This is a genomic window from Streptomyces cyslabdanicus (genome assembly GCF_052663305.1).
This window is the reverse complement of record NZ_JBQRUW010000042.1, coordinates 122,323-141,401: the sequence shown is the minus strand read 5'-3', so window position 1 is coordinate 141,401 and position 19,079 is coordinate 122,323. Positions and strand designations below refer to the sequence as shown.

Genomic DNA, 19,079 nt, shown 5'->3' with positions numbered 1-19,079 from the left:
GACGTGCGCGGCACCGCCCTGGCGGCCCTGCGCGGCTGGGCCGCCCGCCGCGACCGCCTTGCCGCCAACCGCGCCAACCTCATGGCCGCCGCTTGGTGGGCGGGCACCCGCACCATCGCCGAACTCGCGCGTGCCGCCGACGTCTCCCGCGACACCGTTTACGACGAACTGCGTCGCCCGCGGCGTCGAACCCACCGACAAGACCGCCGAACCCGCCGGCACTCTCCCGCCCTACGCGCCCCTCACAACCGAGCCCGTGCGGAACTCGCCCAGCACGCCTGGTCCCTGGTGCGGCCCGCGATGCTCACCGACCGGCCCGACTGGTTGGCAACCGCGCCTGGCGCCTGAGCGTCGCCCTGGACCGGATCGGCATCCTGCTGGAGGACTCCACCGACCCCGACCGGAAGGTGACCGCGGCCGAGAACCTCCTCGCGCAACTGGCCACCGCCCAGGACGCCGCGCAGAAAAACTGGGCCGAACTGGACACTCCCCACCAAGAGCACCTGGCGATGGAGCAGACCGCCGTCACCCAGGACGCCGGGGGCGAGGGGCAGGTCGTGGCCCGGGGCACGGACCTGAGCTGCGCTTGCGGGCGGACTCGTGGCCTTCGAGGGTGCGGTCGCGGATGTACTCACGTTCCATGCCGGACAGGGCGGCGAGCACGGTGAACACGATGCCGGACGGGTTGTGTGAGCCCTTCAGTTCTCCGGTGAGGAACTCCAGACCGACGTCGCTCGCCTTCAGTTCCTCGGCGAGCATGGCGAGTTCGATGCCGCGGCCGAGTCGTTTGTGTTCGTGGGCGACGAGGGTGCGGTGGCAGCCTCTGTGCGGCCTCCGTCAGGGCGTCTCGGACGCTGGCCGCGGTGTGGTCGGTGGGCAGGTGGAGGAGCATCACGTAGCGGGTGCTGCGTTCGACGAGGGTGCCGATCGCCGAACCGCTGTTCTTGCCGATGATCAGGTCGCCTTCCCAGTGGCCGGACACGGCCCGGTCGTCCGCTTCAGCCGGGCGGTCGCTGATCATGACCATGGGATCGGTGAAGCGCGGCTGCCGACAGTTGGCCTGGCGGTGGGGCTTGCGGCGGGCGCGCCCGGTGCGCAGAGCACCGGCCACCTCCCGGCGCAGCGCTCCGCGCCCTTGCACGTAGAGGGGGGATCGCACTGGCGACCTCGCGTATTCGGCTGTCGCGTATTCCACTGCGTGTGAGGTTCAGTGGTGACCGTCTGTGGTCGTGCCGACAAGTTGACGGACAGAGGGAGAGACTGTCACCACATCTTCACCACATCTGTCCGGGCCCCGGGCAGGCGTTGGGCGGGGCAGCATCCCCCAGTCCGAGTCTGGGGTGCCGCGGCAATACGCTCCAGTTACTTGACGCCGATGTCATGCAGCAGGCGGAGGCGCGACAACTGGTGGGTTGAGGCGGGCGAAGCCTTCCTGGCGCTGATAAGGGAAGTACGGGTAGGGCGCTGTCTTGCCGCTCGCCGCATCGAGTTTCGCCATCTGGTCGGGCGTGAGCGTCCAGCCGACGGCACCGAGGTTCTGACGGAGTTGCTCCTCGTTGCGGGCGCCGATGATGACGGAGGAGACGGTCGGTCGCTGCAGCAGCCAGTTGATGGCGATCTGCGGAATGCTTTTGCCGGTCTCCTGCGCGATCTCGTCGAGGGCGTCGACCACGCGGTAGAGGTGTTCGTCCTCGACCGGTGGGCCGTAGTCCGCGGTGTGGTGTAGTCGGCTGTTGGCCGGTAGCGACTGGCCGCGGCGGATTCTGCCGGTGAGCCGTCCCCAGCCGAGCGGGCTCCAGACGAGGGCTCCGAGTCCCTGATCGAGCCCGAGGGGCATCAGCTCCCATTCGTAGTCGCGGCCGATGAGTGAGTAGTAGACCTGATGTGCGACATAGCGCGGGTGGCCGTATCTCTCCGCGCTCGCGAGGGACTTCATCGCCTGCCAGCCGGAGAAGTTGGAGATGCCGGGGTAGCGGACCTTCCCTGCTCGTACGAGATCGTCGAGTGTGGACAGGACTTCCTCGATGGGCGTGCCGGCGTCGAAGGCGTGCAGCTGGAACAGGTCAATGTAGTCGGTGCCGAGCCGGCGCAGGGCGGCCTCGCATGCGGTGATCAGGCGCGAACGAGAGGTGCCCGCATCGCCTGGGTCGTCGCCCATCGGCAGGCCGGCTTTGGTGGACACGATCACCTGGTCCCTGCGGCGTTTGATCGCTTCGCCCAGGACCTTCTCGGAGGCCCCGCTGGAATAGACGTCGGCGGTGTCGAACATCGTGATCCCGGCGTCGAGGCAGATGTCCACGAGGCGGCGTGCTTCGTGCGCATCGGTGTTGCCCCAGGCACCGAACAGCGGCCCTTGGCCGCCGAAGGTGCCGGCGCCGAAGCTCAGTGCGGGGACCTTGAGGCCGGATGTGCCCAGCCGCCTGTATTCCATGGCTGTTCCTCTCTCGTCGCCCGACCTGGCTAATGGGCTTGGAGTTCCGTTAGCGTGTGCCTCAACGTAGCAGGTGCAAGTGATTAACGAAACTGGAGTCCCGTTATGGGGTTTGAGGGTGCGGATCCGGGGACCGTCCGTCCTGGAGGGCGCACGGCGCGGGTGCGGGCGTCGGTGCTGCAAGCGGCTGGGGACGCCTTGGCGGAGCATGGCTTTGCCCACCTGGACCTCACCGACATCGCGCGCCGTGCCGAGGTGGGCAAGACCACCGTCTACCGCCGCTGGGGAACGGTGACCAGCCTGGTGGCCGATCTGCTGATGGACATGGCCGAGCAGTCACTGCCGCGTACCGAGACCGGCTCGCTGCTCGGTGACCTCAAGGCCAATGCTCGGCTCGTGCAGCGCACCTTGGCCGACCCGCGGCAGGGGGCTCTGTTCAAGGCAGTGATCGCGGCCGCCACCTGTGAGGCGAAGACGGCCGAGGCCCTGCACCGCTTCTACGACATCCGCGTCACGGAGTGGGCGCCCTGCGTCCAGCAGGCCATCGACCGGGGCGAGGTGCCTGAGGGCACCGATGTCCGCGAGGTGATCCGTGCTGTCTCCGCTCCCCTCTACTACCGCCTGCTGACCAGTAGCGATCGTCTCGACGAAGCCGCCGCAGACCAGGCCGCCGCGGCCGCCGCGGCCGCGGCGCGTGCGGGAGCGTACCTACGGGACGACGAAGGTCGTGCGTGACCGGTCCCGCATCCGTCGCTGAGCGCGGGTCACCGTGCGTGATCTCCGGGGGCATAGCGTTTCCAAGTTCCTCCGGCCTCTTCGGCGAGACAAGTGGTGTGGTCGTCGTTGTAGCCGAGCATCCGGGCGATCACCGGGGCGGGGGCTTGGAGGACGAGTCGGCGGATCGCCGCTGTGCGTCCTGGCCGGGTCAGGAAGCCCAGTTGGCGGAGCCGGGGTGCCATGGCTTCCGGGGTCATGGGCTGTCGGGCCCGGCGGCCGGGAAAGACCCATTGGGCATCGGGGTTGGTCGCGGTCTTGGTGTTCGGCCGCTGCCCCAGGTAGTTGAGCAGCATTCCGTCGAGCGGGGCAGGAACGGGCGACGGTGGGTCGCCGAGCCGGACCAGGACTTTGCCGTCCTCGTGCTGGACGTCGTCGCTGCTGAGCCTGGTGATCCGCGTAAGCGGCTGGGCGTAGAGGAGGACAAGGACGGCTGCCACGCGGTCCTAGAGCGGGATGTCGTCGCGGTTCACGAGCTGTCGTAGCAGCGCGAGCCGTTGGTGCTGGGTGATCGGCGCGGGATTCGCCGTCGAGCGGTGCGGGATGGTGACAGTGGGCATATGCCTGGAATGCACGGCCCGGCGGAGGAAGGAGTGGGTGAGGCGCCGGGCGGTGTAGCGGCCTGCGTACCAGGTGTCGACATCGACCTGGGTGCAGTCGGCGAGGGCGCGTCCGCGCTGGGCGAGGTGGCCGAGGTAGCTGATTGCTAGGCAGAGTTTGTTGCGGGCCTGCTGGGTCTGGCTGCTGGTGAGCGGGCCACGGCCGGCCAGGGTGCGGAGACGGCGTTGGATGTGCCAGTGGCGAAGAGGTCCAAGAGCATGCGGTGCTCGGGGTCGCTGACGGCCGGCAGTTTTTCGGCGGGCCACCGCTGGAACAGCAGCAGGTGCCTGTCGGCCGGCGGGAGGACGCCGCACTGCATGAGCAGGTCGCGCAGGTAGGCGACCGATCGCCACGGCGTGAGCTGGCTCAGTCCCTCGTGGGTGAGTGGGACTTGATTGCGGGCCAGGGTCTGGAGGTTTTGCTGGACGTGCGGCTGGTTGGTCCAGGTCAGCCCGCCCCAGGGGCCGTTTCATCTGCCGGAGCGTGTCGAACAGTGGGAGGAGTTCGGGCCGGATGCGGCCGGTGCCGTCGTCGAGGAGTTCGTGGAGGCGCTCGGCCAGGACGCATCGGCCGCAGATTCCGCGGCGGTAGCGTGGTGCTTCCTGGCCGCACTGTTCACAGGTGAAGTCGCCGAGGCCACCGGCGCAGTCAGTGCAGAGCTTGCCGCCGTCCGGAGCGAGGCCCAGGGTGTGCCGTTCGACGCCGCAGCAAGCTCCGCCGCTGCGCCGAGCGACGCAAGGCCCCGGTCGAGTGCTTCATCGCCCTGGCCAGCACCATTATCACCGTCCGCTGCCTCATCCGACGCGCCTGGACCCGCTATCGCTGGGACAGCCGCCCGAGAACTCCGCGCATCCGATGACCCACCGCCCAACGCTCGCGGGGCGTTGACCAGGCGTCAGGCGGTCACTAGGGGCACACCGTCTGGGCAGCCGGCCAGCAACGACGCAATGTGGTCTGCGCACCGGACGGCTGCCGTGGCCATGGCCTCCTTGGTCATCCCGGCGACGTGCGGGGTCAGCAGGGCGTTCGGCAGACCGAACAGCGGCGAGGCGAAGGCGGCGTGCTCGTGCGCGAACGTATCGACGGCTGCCGCCAGGAGCGGGTGTGCGTCGTCACGCAGCGCATCGGCCAGTGCCTGTTCGTCGACGATTCCGCCCCGGGCGGTGTTCAGCAGGATCGCCCCGGACCGCATCATTGCCAGCTCGGCCCGACCGATCATTCCCCGGGTCTGCGGGGTGAGCGGAAGGTGCAGGGAGATCACGTCACTGGTGGCGAGCAAAGCGTTGAGGGACTTGGCCCGGGGCACCGAGGTCTCGGTCGGGCGCCGTGAGAATCCCTGGACTGACATGCCCAGGGCGGTGGCTCGTTCGGCCAGCGCCAGTCCGATCCGACCCAACCCGACGATGCCCAACGTCAGTTCTGACAAATCCACGGCGGGAGCAGCTGGTGCACTCCAACGGCCCTGGTGCGCGGCCTCGTTGTGCGCTGGAAGATTCCGGGTCAGGGAGAGGAGCTGGGCCAGGGCGAACTCGGCAACCGCGTTCGCATTGGAGCCCGGGGTGTGGGTGACGACGACGCCGTGACGGGCGGCGGCGACCAGTTCGACGTGGTCGGTGCCTGCCCCGGCCCGACCGACCACCCGGAGCCGGTTGGCCAGCGCGGGGTCGGTGGCCGCCGCGAGGAAGGCAGCGCGCAGCGGGACACCCGCGCGGGACTTGACCGCGTGGTAGCCGATCCCATCCCGAATGGTCTCGGCGATCAGCGTCGGCTCGTCGAAGGCGTCGAAATCGGCGAAGTCCACCCGACCGACCCAAGCGGCCCGCGTGCCAGCCTTGTCGGCCTCCCGCCGCACGTTCAGCGTGACGGCCAGCCCGTGGCCGAGCAGACGCGCCAGTTCCCGGTCGAGCAGTTCGCCAGGAGCCGCGTCCAGCAGTAGGACTCGCAACCGCTCCATTCGATGGGTCCCCTTCCCCCAGAACCGACCCTACTGTGCTCCAGGAGTTGGTCGCGAGACACTCCTGACCGGACAGGCATCAGTGCTCCTACCCTGCTCGGTCCCGCACCTACTGGCGAGCCTCTTACAGCGTGTCCTACGTGGTGAGGCAGGTGATGCACCCCAGGAGATGGTCTGCTCGATGCGTCAGAACGCACTCGCGGCAGTCGGGCCCGCGCAGCCTCACATCCGGGATCTCAGCACGTCGACCTCACAGCCCGGCGCGAACGGGTCGAAGCCATGCTCGACCAGCCAGCGAACCGCCAGCAGGCTTCGCAACGACCACCATGCGCGGACCACGTCGAGGTCGACGTCGGTGCCATAGCCGGCGATGACGTCGCCGAGGTGCTCCTCGTGTCCGAGCGTCAAGGTGGCGAGGTCGAACAGGGCATCACCCTTGCCGGCCTCGGACCAGTCGATGATGCCAGTGATCTCCTCGCCGTCGACGAACACATGAGTGATCTGCAGGTCGCCGTGCGTGAACATTGGGGTCCACGGCCGGAGCGCGGCCTCGGCGACCTGACGGTTGCGGGTGACCAAGTCGGCGGGCAAGACGCCGTTCGTCACGAGCCACTCGCACTCCCCGTCGAGATCCGCCGCCAACTCGTCGAGGTCCCGGCCGGCCTGGCCCGACCAGGGCGGCAACGGCGCGTCGTGCAACTTGCGGATGGCGGCACCCACCGCGGCCCACGCCGCCGGCGACGCGGTCGACGGCTGGCCGAGGCAGCCGAGCGCCGTCCCCGGGACCGCGGGGATCGCGAGCACGGGCGGCTTGCGCCACAGGACTTCCGGGGTCGGAACCGGCGCCAGGGCCATCGCCTCGACCTCGACGTCGATGCGCGCCTGATCGGCGTCCACCTTCAAGAACACGTCGCCGACGCGCAGGGTCGCGCGCTCGGAATGGGCGACGACGACTTTGACCTCATCCATGGGCGACCAGTATCCCGGGGATGACCGTCGACGTCGCCGGGTTTACCGCGTGCGCTTACGCGGCTGACCGCGTCCCGATACCCGGCGGCCTCGTGCACGACACCGACCGCCGACCCGGGCGCCCCGGCCCCGGAGCCGCCGGGCGCGCGTCCTCGACATGCCGGGCAAGGCCGCCGACTTCCTCCGCGCCACCGAGCCGGAGCCCGCCGAGCGCGCCGCGCTCGACCACGGCGTGATCCCCAAAGAGCGCAGGCCCGGTCGGGGCCGGGCACCACGATCACGGCCAGCGCCACGGGCGGCGAATCCGACGACGGCGGACAGTTCCACGAGGGACTCCTTTCTCAGGAGAAGGATTCAGGTGGCCCTGACCGAACGTGCTCGCGCTGTGAGCGCGATGGAGGTGGGGTTGGAGAGGGACACGGCAGGCTGATCACCGGCGGTGCGCGCATCGTCGTATCCGCCTCGCCCGGGCCGGGGGGCTGTACAACCGGCCGTCCGGTCCGAGAAGGGAAGGTCAGGCGAGCATGTCGGCTGCGTAGAGGGCATAGACGGCGGCAGTGCGGAACAACTCCCGCTCGTCGACGTGCTCGTTCGGGCCGTGGGAGACGTCCAGGCGGCCGGCGCCGTAGCCGAAGGCGGGGATGCCGAGCTGGTCGTACCAGCGGTTCTCCAGGATTCCGCCGCACATCTCGAACCTGGCGGGCTCGCCGCGGGCCTCCTCGACGCAGCGGGCCAGCGCGGCTCCGGCCGGGTGATCGGCCGGGGTGCCGGCGGGCGGCTGGAACTGGGTAACCTCGACGGTGACCTTCGCGTCCACTTCGGCCGCCGTGTCGCGGATGAGGGTCTGCATCCGCTCCAGTTCGGCGTGAGGGTCCTCTTCGGGATTGAAACGGCCGTCGACGGTGAACCAGGCGTCGGCGGGCACGACGTTGAAGTTCGACCCGCCGCCACACAGTCCGCCGACGACGACCATCGACCCGGCCGGGTCGTCAGGGTCCATGCTTGCCGATGGGCGATGTCGACGAGTTCGGGAGGCGTGGGCGCTCTTGCCAGGGGAGCATCGAGGTGCTCTTGGTGAAGGGCATTGGTCACGCCGCGGACGAAGGCGGGGCTGTAGGCGGCGATCCGGCGTGACCATCGTGGCGGCGTGTCGATACAGGGGCGGACACCTGTGCGAAGATCGCAGCGTGGACGATCTACGCTTCCGTCTTGCTCACGACGCTGATCTTGCCGCTGTAAGTGCGTCTGCGCGACGGCGCTGCCCGCTGGATGCTGACCCAGGGCGTCACTGGTCAGTGGCGGCCTGGTGAGCTGGGCGAGGATCACTTCCGCCGGATCATGCACAGTGGGGAACTGTGGCTCGCGGAGGTTGCCGGTCGTGTGGTCGGGGCCTGGGAGCTGTGGTGGGAGGACGAGGACGCCTGGGGGCCGCAGCCGCCGACGGCCGGCTACGTGCACCGGCTGATGGTCGACCACGGCAGCGTCCCGCCCGGTACAGGGCGGGAGCTTCTGCGCGTCGCGGAGCGCCGCGTGGCCGAGGCGGGCAGACCGTTGGTACGTCTGGACTGCCTGGCCGGCAACGCACGACTGAATGCGTACTACCTCAACGCCGGTTATCAGGTTGTCGGACGCAAGGAAGGCAAGCCGCAACCAGGCGGCAAGCCAAAGTCGTTCACACTGCTCGAAAAATCCGTACGGGACGAAGGGGAATAGACGACGCCTGCTCCGGCGTGGTGGGACGGGAGCGGCAGGACGCCCCCGGTCGCCACAGTGCGTGATCGGCGTCATCCGGCAGCCCTCTGGGGCGATCCCACGACCGTCACCGGTCGCGGGACACGAGGCTGCCGTCCTTTGTCATCGACATCCGGGCCCCGATGATCGGCTCTGGTCCACTTCCTGTGGAGCTCACCGTCAGTGATGTCAGTGCCGTGTGGTGAGATGGCCGCGCTCTGTCAACCGCTCGGTGGAGGTCATCGCGATGCCCGTGTACCCGTCGCTGATCCGTGCTCTGGCGGAGGCATTGGTCGACGTACTCTGGTTCGTCGAGGCGTGCGAGGACGACCAGATGGATTCTGATGACGCCGTCAAGGTCCTGGAGGGGGTCGCCTCTCTGGTGACACAGTTGACGAGCGATCAGCGAATCGAGTTCATCGATCTGATCGGTTCGATGGCCGCGGAGGAGGCAGATCCGTCGCGTCGTGAATTCCTGGAGGGCTTCCCTGAAGGGTTCGGTCTCATCGAGGGAGATTCCTGACCTGGTTTCGTTCATTTCTAGTGCCGTGACCGGAGAGGTTCACCGGTTTGGCGTGCACACCGTAGCCTCCCAGCATGGATCAAGGAGAGGTTCGCGTCATCGTCCGCAAGTTCGACGGCAGCCTGCACTGGCACCACACCATGCTGCGGCTCGGCGAGGACGAGTACGGTGTCTGGCTCGGTGCGCCGATCGGGACGATCTACGGGAAAGGCGCGGAGACCGAGGTCTACGTCACTGAAGAGCCACGAGTCATGCTCTTTCCCTGTGGTGCCTGGTGGACGGCCATGTTTCAGGAGGCACCCGCGCGGCTCGACGTGTACTGCGACGTCACCACGCCGCCCGAGTGGGCGAACACTGGCGAAGTGACCACGGTCGATCTGGACCTGGATGTCTGCCGGACGCGCGGAGACGGATCCGTCTACGTCGCCGATGAGGATGAGTTCGCCGACCACCAGGAGCGTTACGGCTACCCGCCACATGTCATCGGCCACGCAGAGAGCGCCGCGGAGTGGCTGGCAGGGGCACTGCGCGACGGCGTCGAACCTTTCGCCACTCGCTACCGCGCATGGCTTGCCCAGGTCAGTTGAGCCGAGGAGCGCCGATCAAGATGCCGTGGCGAGCGGCGTCCACCCCACCGGATGCCTTCCTCTCTCCGGATGAGGGCTTACGGACGCCTGAGCATCCATCCGGCGACCGTCCGCGGTGTGGGAGGCCGGGCGGTCACCGGTCGCGGCGAGACCCGTCGTCGAAGTAGGGCTTGTATTCGTCGAGGACGGACGTCCGGTTCTGCCGCCGCCCGTCGAAGACGGTCTTCGGGCGTGTCGGCACGGGAGAACTGCGGGACCCTGTACTGGCTCATGCCGAGTTGCCGAGCCACAGACCGCTTGCTGTGCCCGCGGCCAGCAGTGCGTGAATCGTGGCGTGCTTGGCGCGGGTACGCTCAGCAAACCTGTGCCCGGTCGGCCAGGGTGAACCGGACGGCTTCCTGTCGGAGGCGTGCTCCCCGACGTTGCGGGGCGTCATGCCATCACCGAAGTCAGAGGCTTGTCACGGGCTCCTAGCGCCTGTCCGGCCGATCATGCTCTTGGTTGAGGTGCTGGCCTGTCGAAACGCTCGTGCGCAACGAGACCGGCAGCACGACCTGCTGGTGGGTCGCGGTCGCCAGCCTCGGCCGGAATGTCGGTGAGGTCGCCAGTGCATGGTTCTCACCCTGCATTCGGTGGTCGTTATGGTGGCTCCCCACGTCGACCGGGTTCGCAGCGCCGCCGACCTGGCTACCTCGAGCAACGGTGTCAGCCCGCACAACTAGGGTTACTGACCACCTACTCAAGGGGGACTCCGCCATGGGCATTCATCCTGACGTGGCCGTACTGCTCGATCTTGTGCCGGCAGACTTGGCAGGTGGCGAGCGGATCGACTGGAATGCGGCCGAAGCTGCGCTGGGCACCAAGCTGCCGAGTGACTACAAGACTCTGCTGGACACGTACGGCGTGGGCGATATCGGAGAGCTCGTCATTCTGCCTCCCCTCCCGAGTGACGTGCGCGGGTGGGAAGCGTGTCACATCGGAAGCATGGCAGTCGGCCTGCGTGGGCTCTGGGATGAGGACGCAGGCGTCCCGGGCGTAACGCTCGGTGCCGATGCCGTTCTGCCCTGGGGCTCTGGGATGAATGCCAACGAGATGGCTTGGCTCATGAACGACCCCGATCCGGACAAGTGGCCTGTCGTAGCCTGGCGTCGGCACCACTCATGGGGCGAGTCGCCTTGGGCCTTGTTCGACTGCGGCATGGTCCAGTTCATCATCCGCATGATGCTGGGCCGGTTCGACGCCTGCCCACTCGGCGATGCGTCCCTCTGGAAGCGGACAGACACTTTCGTCAGCTGGCGCGAGCAACGTCGACGGCTCGTGGCCGGGCTGGACCCGCAAACCGGCGAGCCCGACCCCTATGCCGACATGTACCCCATCACTGATGACTAGGAGCTTGTCTCAGTATCCGGCGACCCGCGCAACGTTTCGAGAATCCGTTGTCACACGTCATTCCCGGTGAGAGCGAGACGGAGGCCGAGGCCGACCATCACCGCCCCGGACACTGCGCAAATCCCGGACAGGCGACGGGGCGACCCGCGGAGCCAGTCACGTGCGGTCCCGGCGAGGAGCCCCCAAGCCGAGTCGGAAACCAGAGCGACAGCGGCGCAGACGATGCCAAGGAGCAGGAGCTGCAGCGTCACGTGCCCCGCCGAGCGGTTGACGAACTGGGACAGCACAGCGGAGAAGATCAGGAAGCCCTTCGGATTGCTCATCCCGACGGTGAAGCCCTGCCAGACGATGCGTCGCACGCTTGCGGGTGGCCGCTGCCGCGCGTCCGTGACGGCCAGTTCCCCGCGATGCCGCCACGTCTGGACGCCGAGGTAGACCAGATACAGCGCGCCGGCGAACTTCAGCGCAGAGAACACCATGATCGATCGCGTGACCACGGCTCCCAACCCAAATGTTGATGGTCAGGCCACTTGGGTGTCCCGTTCGATGGCGGCAAGTCGGTTCTTGAGGCGGTAGCTGGGGCCGTTGACAGGGATGACTCCGCAGGGGTGGAGGGCACGGTCGAGGATGGCAGTGGCCGGTGCGCCGGCTCTTGCAACGCACCGGCTCGCCGGGCCTTGGCTGAGCCGCGAACGGCTGGATCCGGCACCGTCCCGACTGGTCGGCATCTTCCCCGACCGCACCGCCCTGATCCGGCTCGTCGGCGCAGTCCTGGCCGGGCAGAACCACAAGTGGACCGAGGAACGCCGCTACATGGCCGCGAGTTCCTCGCCAAAGCCCGCCTCCACCCCATCGAGTCCGAGGCCGACGAGACCACTCTGGCCACAGAACTCACCACACAGCCTCAAAACGAGTTCACCGAGTGACCCTCGATACACCGCTCCAGCGGACGTGGCCCTCTCCCGCCAGGGCGGATGAGGTGTTCGGCAAGTGCAGGCACCGGTGCCGCACGACGTCCGCTCAAGCTCCCTGATAATCCTGTGAGTTGGGTCAAGCGACTGGTAGCGACAAGCCATCGGGCGGCCATCGGAGCGTCACGCGCAGCCCTCGTCCGGTAAGGCGGAAGTCAGAATTCCAGAAGGCCCTTGTTGTCGCGTACCCAACAAGTCATCGTCTTTCGCGGGCCTGTTCGGCCCGTCGCCGGGGACACCGTACCGGCGTAACGCACGCACTCGCACAGCCCCTGTCACCCATTTCCAGGAGGCAGTACGTTGCGCACTTCACCCTCTGCCAGAGCGAACCGAGCCCCCCTACACGGCCGGTGGCGCCGCGTCGGCTCCGCCGGCGCCGCCACCGTCGCCCTCGTCCTCGCCGGATTCGGCACGGCCGTCCACGCGGACGCCGCGGGGCACCACGTCCTCGAAGGTGACGTGGACCCGTGCCTGTGCCGTCCCGAGCAAGGCGGGCGAGATGGCCTGCAAGGCACTGCGCGTCACCGGTGGCCTCACCGCGTACCAGAAGGCGCAAGGCAAGGCCAAGGGCGTCACCCCCAAGGCCGCCGACGCCTCCACCCCGTCCGGCTACGGGCCCAGCGACCTCCAGTCGGCCTACGGCCTGACCTCCGCTGCCGCCTCCAACGGCCCCGGAAGGACCATCGCCATCGTCGACGCCTACAACGATCCGAACGCCGAGTCCGACCTCGCCAAGTACCGTTCCTACTACGGCCTGCCGGCCTGCACCACCGCCAACGGCTGCTTCAAGAAGGTCAGCCAGACCGGGTCCACGACCTCCCTGCCCTCCAACGACGCCGGTTGGTCCGAGGAGATCTCCCTGGATCTCGACATGGCCAGCGCCATCTGCCCGCTCTGCGACATCCTGCTCGTCGAGGCCAAGTCCCCCACCATGGCCAACCTCGGCACGGCGGTGAACGAGGCGGTCACACTCGGCGCGAAGTACATCTCCAACAGCTACGGCGGCTCCGAGTCCTCCTCTGACAGCACGTACGACTCCTCCTACTTCAACCACCCCGGCGTGGCCATCACCGTCAGCGCCGGTGACAGCGGCTACGGCGCGGAGTACCCGGCGGCGTCCCGATACGTCACCTCCGTCGGCGGCACCGCCCTGTCGAAGTCCTCCTCATCCGCCCACGGCTGGACCGAGACCGTTTGGAAGACCAACAGCACCGAAGGCACCGGCTCCGGCTGCTCGGCCTACGACACCAAGCCGAGCTGGCAGTCCGACACCGGCTGCTCCAAGCGGACCATCTCCGATGTGGCGGCCGTCGCCGACCCTGCGACCGGCGTCTCGGTCTACGACTCCTACGGCGTCACGGCCGGCTGGTACACCTTCGGCGGCACCAGTGCCTCGTCGCCGATCATCGCCAGTGTGTACGCCCTCGCGGGCACCCCGTCCAGCGGCTCCTACCCCGCGAAGTTCCCGTACAACGCGGCCGGCACCTCCGCCCTGAACGACGTCACCAGCGGCAACAACGGCACCTGCTCCCCCACGTACCTGTGCACCGCTCAGTCCGGCTACGACGGCCCGACCGGCTGGGGAACCCCGGAGGGAGTCACGGCCTTCACCGGCTGACCTCCGGACACGGGCGGACTGCCGCCAGCGGTACGTGACGACTCCGTCGGGCGGCGCACCCAAGAGAGCGGGCCGCGGCATCCAGCCGCGGCCCCCTCGCCTACGGCGCGCACCTGATCAGAGAGTGTGCGACGACCCGGCACCTGCAGCCGTCCACCGAGACGCCTGCCAGTGGCAGTTCGCCCGCATCCGTGATCCGGAAGTCCGCCTCAGGCCACCGGTCGCGGGCGACGGCCATCATCTGCTCGCTCGGGTCCACGCCGATGGCCTTCACTCCCCGCTCCGCCAGGGCGTGTCGCAAGAGCTGCCAGGTGCACGCGCCAGGAGCGAGCGCAACTCGGTGGCGTCTGGGGAGGAAGTCAGGAAAACTCGCGCGCATGGTCTCGGTATTGCAGAACGTGGCGATTGACTGTGTGGATGCCTACGAACTGGCCCGGTTCTGGAGCAGGGTGACCGGCCGGCCGTTGCATCCGGAGGACAATCCGGGTGATCCGGAGGTTCAGGTGTTGCTGGCGGATGGCCCGGTGCTGTACTTCAGCCAGGTGCCCGAGGCTAAGACGATCAAGAACCGGGTCCATCTGTGTCTGCGCCCGGAGACCTCGCGTGAGCAGGAGGTGGAACGGCTGCTGGGCCTCGGTGCCACCCTTGTCGCCGATCTCCGGAATCCCGATGGCTCTGGCTGGGCGGTCCTTGCCGATCCCGAAGGCAACGAGTTCTGCGTTCTGCGCAGCGATTCCGACCGGGCCGTCATGTCTTCCTGATGCTTCCGCGATCATCCTGGCCGGTGTCGGATGAGTGCTGGTCAAAGCCACTCGCTGAGGGCAGCGACGAGACTCGAACTGCGGGGAGTCCCCGCTCATTGTTGCGAGCACGGCCAAGCCGTGACGAGAACATGCGGCGCGCGCCACCGCAGGCCCTCGGCCAGCAGGATCCGGCGATCACCCGAGATCGAACGAGGAATAGGCGCGGGGCGAGAGTCAGTGGACGGGTAGCTGCTGCTCGGCCCAGATGGTCTTGCCGTGGCTGGTGTAGCGGCTGCCCCAGCGCTGCGCGAGTTGTGCGACGAGGAACAGTCCGCGGCCTCCTTCGTCTGTCACCAGGGCTCTGCGCAGCCGCGGCTGGGTCTGGCTCGGGTCGGAGATCTCGCAGATCAACGTCTTGTCCCTGATCAGCCGAAGGCCCACCGGGCCGCCCGCGTAGCGGATGGAGTTGGTCACCAGCTCGCTGACGAGCAGTTCGGTGGTGAACGCGAGCTCCTCCATCTGCCAGACGGCCAGCTGGGTGGTGACCGCGTACCTCGCTCGGCTCACCGCCTCTGGGTCGGCGGGGAACTCCCAGGCGGCGACGGACCCCAGGGGTAGGGCGTACAGTCGGGCGATCAACAGGGCCACCTCTTGCTCGGGTGCCTGGGGCAGCAGGTGCCGCAGCACAACGTGTCCGGTCTGCTTCGCCGACCGGTCCTTTCGAGCCGCGGCCTGCACCTGGTCCCGCAACTGCTGCAACCGCTCCTCGGTGCCGTCCTGGCGGTGGGCCAGCAACTTGTCGGTGTAGAAGGCGAGCAGCGTCCCCGGCTCCATCACCAGTTCCGTGGACTCGAACGGCAGGCCACCCACCCCCAGCGGCGGCCCCGGCTTGACCTGTGCGAAACAAGCCGACTGCTCGGGGGCGGACAGCACCGGCGGCGGATGGCCGGCGCTGGCGATCGCGCACAGTCCGGTGACGGGGTCGTACACCGCGTACACGCACGTCGAGCCGAGCACGCTGCCCACCCGGTGCCCCGCAGGCGGGGCAGACGCCGCCCGCTCCGCCTGCGACAGTCGGGTGACCAGGTCGTCGAGGTGGGCCAGCAGCTCCTCAGGGGGCAGGTCCATGTCGGACAGGGTCTGCACGGCGGTACGCAGCCGCCCCATCGCCGCTGCCGCCTCGACACCATGCCCCAGCACGTCGCCCACCACGAACGCCACCCGGCACGAGGACAGTGGGATCACGTCGAACCACGTCCCGCCGATCCCCGTCGCGGTACCGGCCGGCACGTAGGTCCCGGCCGCTTCCGCCGCGCTGACCTGGACGTCTGCCTGGGGCAGCAGGCTCCGCTGCAGGATCTCGGCGGTGCGGCGCTCGCGGGTGTAGCGCCTGGCGTTGTCCAGGCTGATCGCAGCCCGGGCACCGACCTGGGCTCCCAGCGTCGCATCGTCCTGGTCGAAACGCGCCCGGTTGCCACACCGCCACAACACAGCTGCGCCGAGGAGCTGCCCGCGGGCTCGCAGCGGCATCATCAGCAGCGATGTCGCCGCGTCCGGCAGCACCTGGCGGCTGCCCTCGGCGTCGTCGGCGAGCGCGGCCCGCAGCTCGGTCAGGTCCGGCACGGCCACCGCGTGGCGTTGGTAGACCGGCTCGCGCTCCGGATCCCGGACCCGCACCAGGGCCCCGACCGGCAGCAGCTCGGCCGGCCACGAACCGGCCACCGCGGCCCGCCGCAGCGGTGCTGCGAGTGAGAGGTCTCCGGGTTCCTCACCCAGCAGTGCCGCCTCCGCCAGGTCGATCGCCGCCAGGTCCCCGTACTCGGGTACCAGCACCCTGGCCAGCCCCTCGGCGGTGGCGACGATGTCGAGCGAGCCCAGCAGCAGCTTCTCGGCCCCCTCGACCAGAGCCTGCCGGCGTTGCGCCTGGTGGCGTTCGGTGACGTCGCGGAAGAGGACTGCGACGCCGGTGCTGCGGCCGTCGCGGTCCTCCAGCCGCAACGCCGACAGGGAGATGACGCGCTCCTGCTCGGGCGCCGTGCGGTAGCGGGCTTGGAGCACCTGGTCGGTCACCGGCACCCCGGTCTGCGCGACTTGGCGCAACTGCTTCTCGACGGCCGCGGCGTCCTGCGGGACCAGCACCTCGTCCAGAGTTGCACCTGGCAGTCCGGCCCCGGAGTCGGCGGGCGGGCCGAGGGCCCCCGGAGGGTGGTTGCTTCGCACGATCCGCAGATCCGGATCGTGCAGCACCAGCCCGATCTCGGTCTGCCCGGACAGGGCGCGCACCAGAGCCTGGTCCTGTTCCTGATCCGCGGCCACCGCCTCCGGCACCGCCCACACCAGGCACTGAGCCCCCAGGCCGCCGCCGAGCGGCAGCACCTTCAGGCGCACTCTCACCGCTGGGCCGCCACTGGGGCGAAGCGTCGCCCGACCGTCGCGCGGGAGCATCCCCCTGCTCGCCCCGGCGGCAAGGAAGTCGGCGAACGGCCTGCCGATCAGCTCCGTGCCCCGCGCGCCAAGCAGCGTCACGACGCCCGGCGTGCACGCCAGCACCGTCCCGTAGCTGTCCAGCATCAGCGCCGCTCCGTCACCCGACAGCCGCGCGGCGACCTCGGACACTGGGCTCGTACTCGTACGCCTCACCCCCTGCACAGGTGGTGGTCCACTTTCATTGAACCTCCCCGCGTCTGTCACCGGCATCCCGAGTACGGAGGGCCGGCGGTCCTGCAGAGCAACAGGGCGACGTCGTCGTCGGGTGTGGGGGCGAGCCGGTCCACAACGGTGTGGCTGAGGCCGTCCAGCGGCAGGCCGGCGTTGGCGGTCAGTACGTCCAGGAGCTGGGTCAGGCGCCGGTCGATGTCCGCGTAGCGCGCCTCGACGAGGCCGTCGGTGTAGAGGGCGAGGATGCTGCCCGGGGGCAGCGGCAGCTCGGTGGGTGCGAAGTCGATGCCACCGACTCCCAGCGGTGCCCCGGCGGGCAATTCCAGCAGTTCCGCGGTGCCGTCGGGGTGGACGACGGCTGGTGGAGGATGGCCTGCCCGCGTGATCGAGCAGGAGCCGGCCGCTGGGTCGCACACCGCATAGGCGCAGGTGGCCAGAGGAGCGTCGGGAAGGTCCCCCAGACCGGTGTCGAGCTGACGCAGCAGCTGCTCGGGGGGCAGCGCCAGACGGGCGAGCGCCCGCATGGCGCTGCGCAGCTGACCCATCGCGGCCGCGGCCGCGATGCCATGTCCCATGACGTCCCCGACCACCAGGGCGGCCCGTCCCTCGGGCATCTCCACGACGTCGTACCAGTCACCGCCGACCTCGTTGACGTCGCTCGCGGGCCGGTAGCAGTGGGCGACCTCGATCCCGGGCGGGGGCGTCAGCCGGTGCGGCAGCAGGCTGCGCTGCAGCGTCACGGCCGTGTCGTGCTCGCGGGTGTACAGGCGGGCGTTGTCGAGGTGGACGGCCGCGCGAGACACTATGTCGCGGGCGAGCATCACGTCGTCGGGCGAGAAGGGCCGGGCGGGGAGTTCCCGGAAAAGGGTGGTCACTCCCAGCACTCTGCCGCGGGCGAGCAGCGGGACCATCAGCAGGGAGTGCACCCTCAGCTCGCGAAGCCGCCGGACGGTGGAGATGGGGCAGGAGGGGGCGGCGATGGCTCGCTCGTCCACCTCGGCGACCATGAAGGGTTCCCGACGTGCTATGGCCTGTGTGTACGGTGCGTCCGCCGGGTAGTGCAGGGTCGCGCCCAACGGGGCGAGGGTCTCGGCGGCGGGCGAGCCCCGGGCCGGGGCCTTGCCGATCCGCCGCATCACGATGCCGCCGGTCAGTTCACTGCCAAAGTCCGCGGCAGCGTCGTCGGCAACGCCCGTCATGAGGTCCACGGTGACCATGTCGGCGAGACCGCGCAGCGCCACGTCGGCCAGTTCCTGTGCGGTCTGCCGCATGTCCAGGGTGGTGCCGACGCGGGTGCCGGCCTCGTTGAGCAGGTCGAGCCGCCGGCGGCTCGCTGCGGCCGCCTGCTCGGCCCGGAGCCGTGCGGTGATGTCGACCACCGAGGCGCCGACGCCGAACGGGCGTCCCCGGATGTCCTCCAGACGGAAGTAGGAGCAGGACCACACCCGGTCCTCGTACGGGGTCGCCGGCGTGCGGCCCGTCGCGCGGAAGTCGACCACAGGCTCGCCGGTGTCCAGCACTCCCTGCATCACGGTCTCCACCTCGGCGCTGTTCACATCGGGCAGCACCTCGGACAGCCGCCGACCGAGGTGTCTGGCCTCGGGCGCGCCGTTGATCGCCTCCAGGGCGGTGTTGACGTTCAGGAAGCGCAGTTCGGTGTCGAACGCGGACAGTCCGATGGGCGAGTGGCAGAACAACCCGTCCAGGACAGCGTGAGACACCCGCGGCTTCAACACTGCGGAAACGTCCACAAGGAACGCGAGCACGTCGCCACTGGCCGGGACCTGGTAGGTCCACACCGCGAGCTCCAGCGGGTGCCCGTCCCGGTGCCGCGCCGTGCACCGCCCCGTCGTGGTACCGCCGACGGTGATCTGCTCCAGCAGCGACGGCGCCCCGGAGCCCCCTTCCACTCGGACGAGCCGCTCGCCCCGGCTGCCCAGTACCTCCGACGCCGGATAGCCGAGCAGGGCCTCGGCCGCCGCGTCCCAGTGGGCGATGCGGCCCAAGGCGTCCAGCCGCAGTCCGGCAACCGGCAGTTCGGCCGGCCGCAAACCACCCGGGCGTACCTCCGTTGGGTCGGCCGCCTCGTCGAATTCTTCGGGATGGCGCATGGGGGCTCCTCCCGGACAGT

Annotated in this window: 17 protein-coding genes and 6 pseudogenes; 11 read left to right on the top strand and 12 right to left on the bottom strand. The window is 69.1% G+C overall.

Going from position 1 to position 19,079, the window contains the following annotated elements; translation table 11 throughout:
* Positions 1-3: 3 nt before the first annotated feature.
* On the top strand, positions 4-348 hold the full coding sequence (locus ACTYVM_RS25375; RefSeq protein WP_445528178.1) for a hypothetical protein: 345 nt from the start codon (positions 4-6) through the stop codon (positions 346-348).
* A 177-nt stretch (positions 349-525) separates the two neighbouring features.
* Here ACTYVM_RS25375 and ACTYVM_RS25370 read toward each other — a convergent pair whose 3' ends face one another.
* The 3 genes and pseudogenes from ACTYVM_RS25370 to ACTYVM_RS25360 form a co-directional block, all read right to left on the bottom strand.
* Entirely contained in the window at positions 526-759 is a 234-nt protein-coding gene (locus tag ACTYVM_RS25370; RefSeq protein ID WP_445528177.1) for a recombinase family protein, read from the bottom strand.
* Positions 760-790: 31 nt separating this feature from the next.
* Positions 791-1,147: pseudogene (locus ACTYVM_RS25365) on the bottom strand (IS30 family transposase); the annotation flags it as partial.
* Positions 1,148-1,378: 231 nt separating this feature from the next.
* Positions 1,379-2,431: an aldo/keto reductase gene (locus tag ACTYVM_RS25360; RefSeq protein WP_445528176.1), complete on the bottom strand. Its 1,053-nt coding sequence runs from the start codon at positions 2,429-2,431 to the stop codon at positions 1,379-1,381.
* 105 nt (positions 2,432-2,536) lie between these two features.
* Between ACTYVM_RS25360 and ACTYVM_RS25355 the strand changes: the two genes are divergently transcribed.
* Positions 2,537-3,166, top strand: a complete 630-nt coding sequence (locus ACTYVM_RS25355) for a TetR/AcrR family transcriptional regulator (protein ID WP_445528175.1) — start codon at positions 2,537-2,539, stop codon at positions 3,164-3,166.
* Positions 3,167-3,195: 29 nt separating this feature from the next.
* Here the strand turns inward: ACTYVM_RS25355 and ACTYVM_RS25350 are convergent, their stop codons facing one another.
* On the bottom strand, positions 3,196-3,645 hold the full coding sequence (locus tag ACTYVM_RS25350) for a hypothetical protein (RefSeq protein ID WP_445528174.1): 450 nt from the start codon (positions 3,643-3,645) through the stop codon (positions 3,196-3,198).
* Between the two features lie 120 nt (positions 3,646-3,765).
* On the opposite strand from ACTYVM_RS25350, the gene ACTYVM_RS25345 reads away from it, so the two are divergent.
* Together ACTYVM_RS25345 and ACTYVM_RS25340 are read left to right on the top strand one after the other, a co-directional pair.
* A complete protein-coding gene (locus tag ACTYVM_RS25345; RefSeq protein WP_445528173.1) occupies positions 3,766-3,915 on the top strand; it encodes a hypothetical protein in 150 nt (49 codons plus the stop codon).
* Between the two features lie 599 nt (positions 3,916-4,514).
* Positions 4,515-4,664 (top strand): annotated as a pseudogene (locus ACTYVM_RS25340) (IS5/IS1182 family transposase); the annotation flags it as partial.
* Between the two features lie 36 nt (positions 4,665-4,700).
* Here the strand turns inward: ACTYVM_RS25340 and ACTYVM_RS25335 are convergent.
* The 3 genes from ACTYVM_RS25335 to ACTYVM_RS25325 form a co-directional block, all read right to left on the bottom strand.
* Positions 4,701-5,759: an NAD(P)-dependent oxidoreductase gene (locus ACTYVM_RS25335; RefSeq protein WP_445528172.1), complete on the bottom strand. Its 1,059-nt coding sequence runs from the start codon at positions 5,757-5,759 to the stop codon at positions 4,701-4,703.
* Between the two features lie 222 nt (positions 5,760-5,981).
* Entirely contained in the window at positions 5,982-6,728 is a 747-nt protein-coding gene (locus ACTYVM_RS25330) for a phosphotransferase family protein (RefSeq protein WP_445528171.1), read from the bottom strand.
* A gap of 514 nt (positions 6,729-7,242) precedes the next feature.
* Positions 7,243-7,728: a M20/M25/M40 family metallo-hydrolase gene (locus ACTYVM_RS25325; RefSeq protein WP_445528170.1), complete on the bottom strand. Its 486-nt coding sequence runs from the start codon at positions 7,726-7,728 to the stop codon at positions 7,243-7,245.
* A 187-nt stretch (positions 7,729-7,915) separates the two neighbouring features.
* Here ACTYVM_RS25325 and ACTYVM_RS25320 point away from each other — a divergent pair.
* The 4 genes and pseudogenes from ACTYVM_RS25320 to ACTYVM_RS25305 all read left to right on the top strand — a co-directional run bounded on the left by ACTYVM_RS25320 (position 7,916) and on the right by ACTYVM_RS25305 (position 10,958).
* Positions 7,916-8,441 (top strand): annotated as a pseudogene (locus ACTYVM_RS25320) (GNAT family N-acetyltransferase).
* Between the two features lie 250 nt (positions 8,442-8,691).
* Positions 8,692-8,982, top strand: a complete 291-nt coding sequence (locus tag ACTYVM_RS25315; protein WP_445528169.1) for a hypothetical protein — start codon at positions 8,692-8,694, stop codon at positions 8,980-8,982.
* 74 nt (positions 8,983-9,056) lie between these two features.
* A complete protein-coding gene (locus ACTYVM_RS25310) occupies positions 9,057-9,569 on the top strand; it encodes a DUF402 domain-containing protein (protein ID WP_445528168.1) in 513 nt (170 codons plus the stop codon).
* 756 nt (positions 9,570-10,325) lie between these two features.
* The gene (locus tag ACTYVM_RS25305; protein ID WP_445528167.1) at positions 10,326-10,958 is read left to right on the top strand and encodes an SMI1/KNR4 family protein; all 633 of its coding nucleotides are present in this window, start codon (positions 10,326-10,328) and stop codon (positions 10,956-10,958) included.
* Between the two features lie 50 nt (positions 10,959-11,008).
* Here ACTYVM_RS25305 and ACTYVM_RS25300 read toward each other — a convergent pair whose 3' ends face one another.
* Together ACTYVM_RS25300 and ACTYVM_RS25295 are read right to left on the bottom strand one after the other, a co-directional pair.
* The gene (locus ACTYVM_RS25300) at positions 11,009-11,464 is read right to left on the bottom strand and encodes a LysE family translocator (RefSeq protein WP_445528166.1); all 456 of its coding nucleotides are present in this window, start codon (positions 11,462-11,464) and stop codon (positions 11,009-11,011) included.
* A 15-nt stretch (positions 11,465-11,479) separates the two neighbouring features.
* Positions 11,480-11,596 (bottom strand): annotated as a pseudogene (locus tag ACTYVM_RS25295) (ATP-binding protein); the annotation flags it as partial.
* A gap of 49 nt (positions 11,597-11,645) precedes the next feature.
* On the opposite strand from ACTYVM_RS25295, the pseudogene ACTYVM_RS25290 reads away from it, so the two are divergent.
* Positions 11,646-11,807 (top strand): annotated as a pseudogene (locus ACTYVM_RS25290) (IS256 family transposase); the annotation flags it as partial.
* A 422-nt stretch (positions 11,808-12,229) separates the two neighbouring features.
* A pseudogene (locus ACTYVM_RS25285) lies at positions 12,230-13,547 on the top strand (S53 family peptidase).
* 100 nt (positions 13,548-13,647) lie between these two features.
* Here the strand turns inward: ACTYVM_RS25285 and ACTYVM_RS25280 are convergent.
* Positions 13,648-13,926: a class I SAM-dependent methyltransferase gene (locus tag ACTYVM_RS25280; protein ID WP_445528165.1), complete on the bottom strand. Its 279-nt coding sequence runs from the start codon at positions 13,924-13,926 to the stop codon at positions 13,648-13,650.
* On the opposite strand from ACTYVM_RS25280, the gene ACTYVM_RS25275 reads away from it, so the two are divergent.
* Positions 13,925-14,308, top strand: coding sequence for a VOC family protein (locus ACTYVM_RS25275; protein WP_445528164.1), 384 nt, complete (start codon positions 13,925-13,927; stop codon positions 14,306-14,308). The two genes, ACTYVM_RS25280 and ACTYVM_RS25275, sit on opposite strands and share 2 nt — an antisense overlap.
* 216 nt (positions 14,309-14,524) lie before the next feature.
* Here the strand turns inward: ACTYVM_RS25275 and ACTYVM_RS25270 are convergent, their stop codons facing one another.
* Positions 14,525-16,906, bottom strand: coding sequence for a SpoIIE family protein phosphatase (locus ACTYVM_RS25270; protein ID WP_445528163.1), 2,382 nt, complete (start codon positions 16,904-16,906; stop codon positions 14,525-14,527).
* Between the two features lie 71 nt (positions 16,907-16,977).
* Positions 16,978-19,059, bottom strand: a complete 2,082-nt coding sequence (locus ACTYVM_RS25265) for a SpoIIE family protein phosphatase (RefSeq protein WP_445528162.1) — start codon at positions 19,057-19,059, stop codon at positions 16,978-16,980.
* Positions 19,060-19,079: the final 20 nt, after the last annotated feature.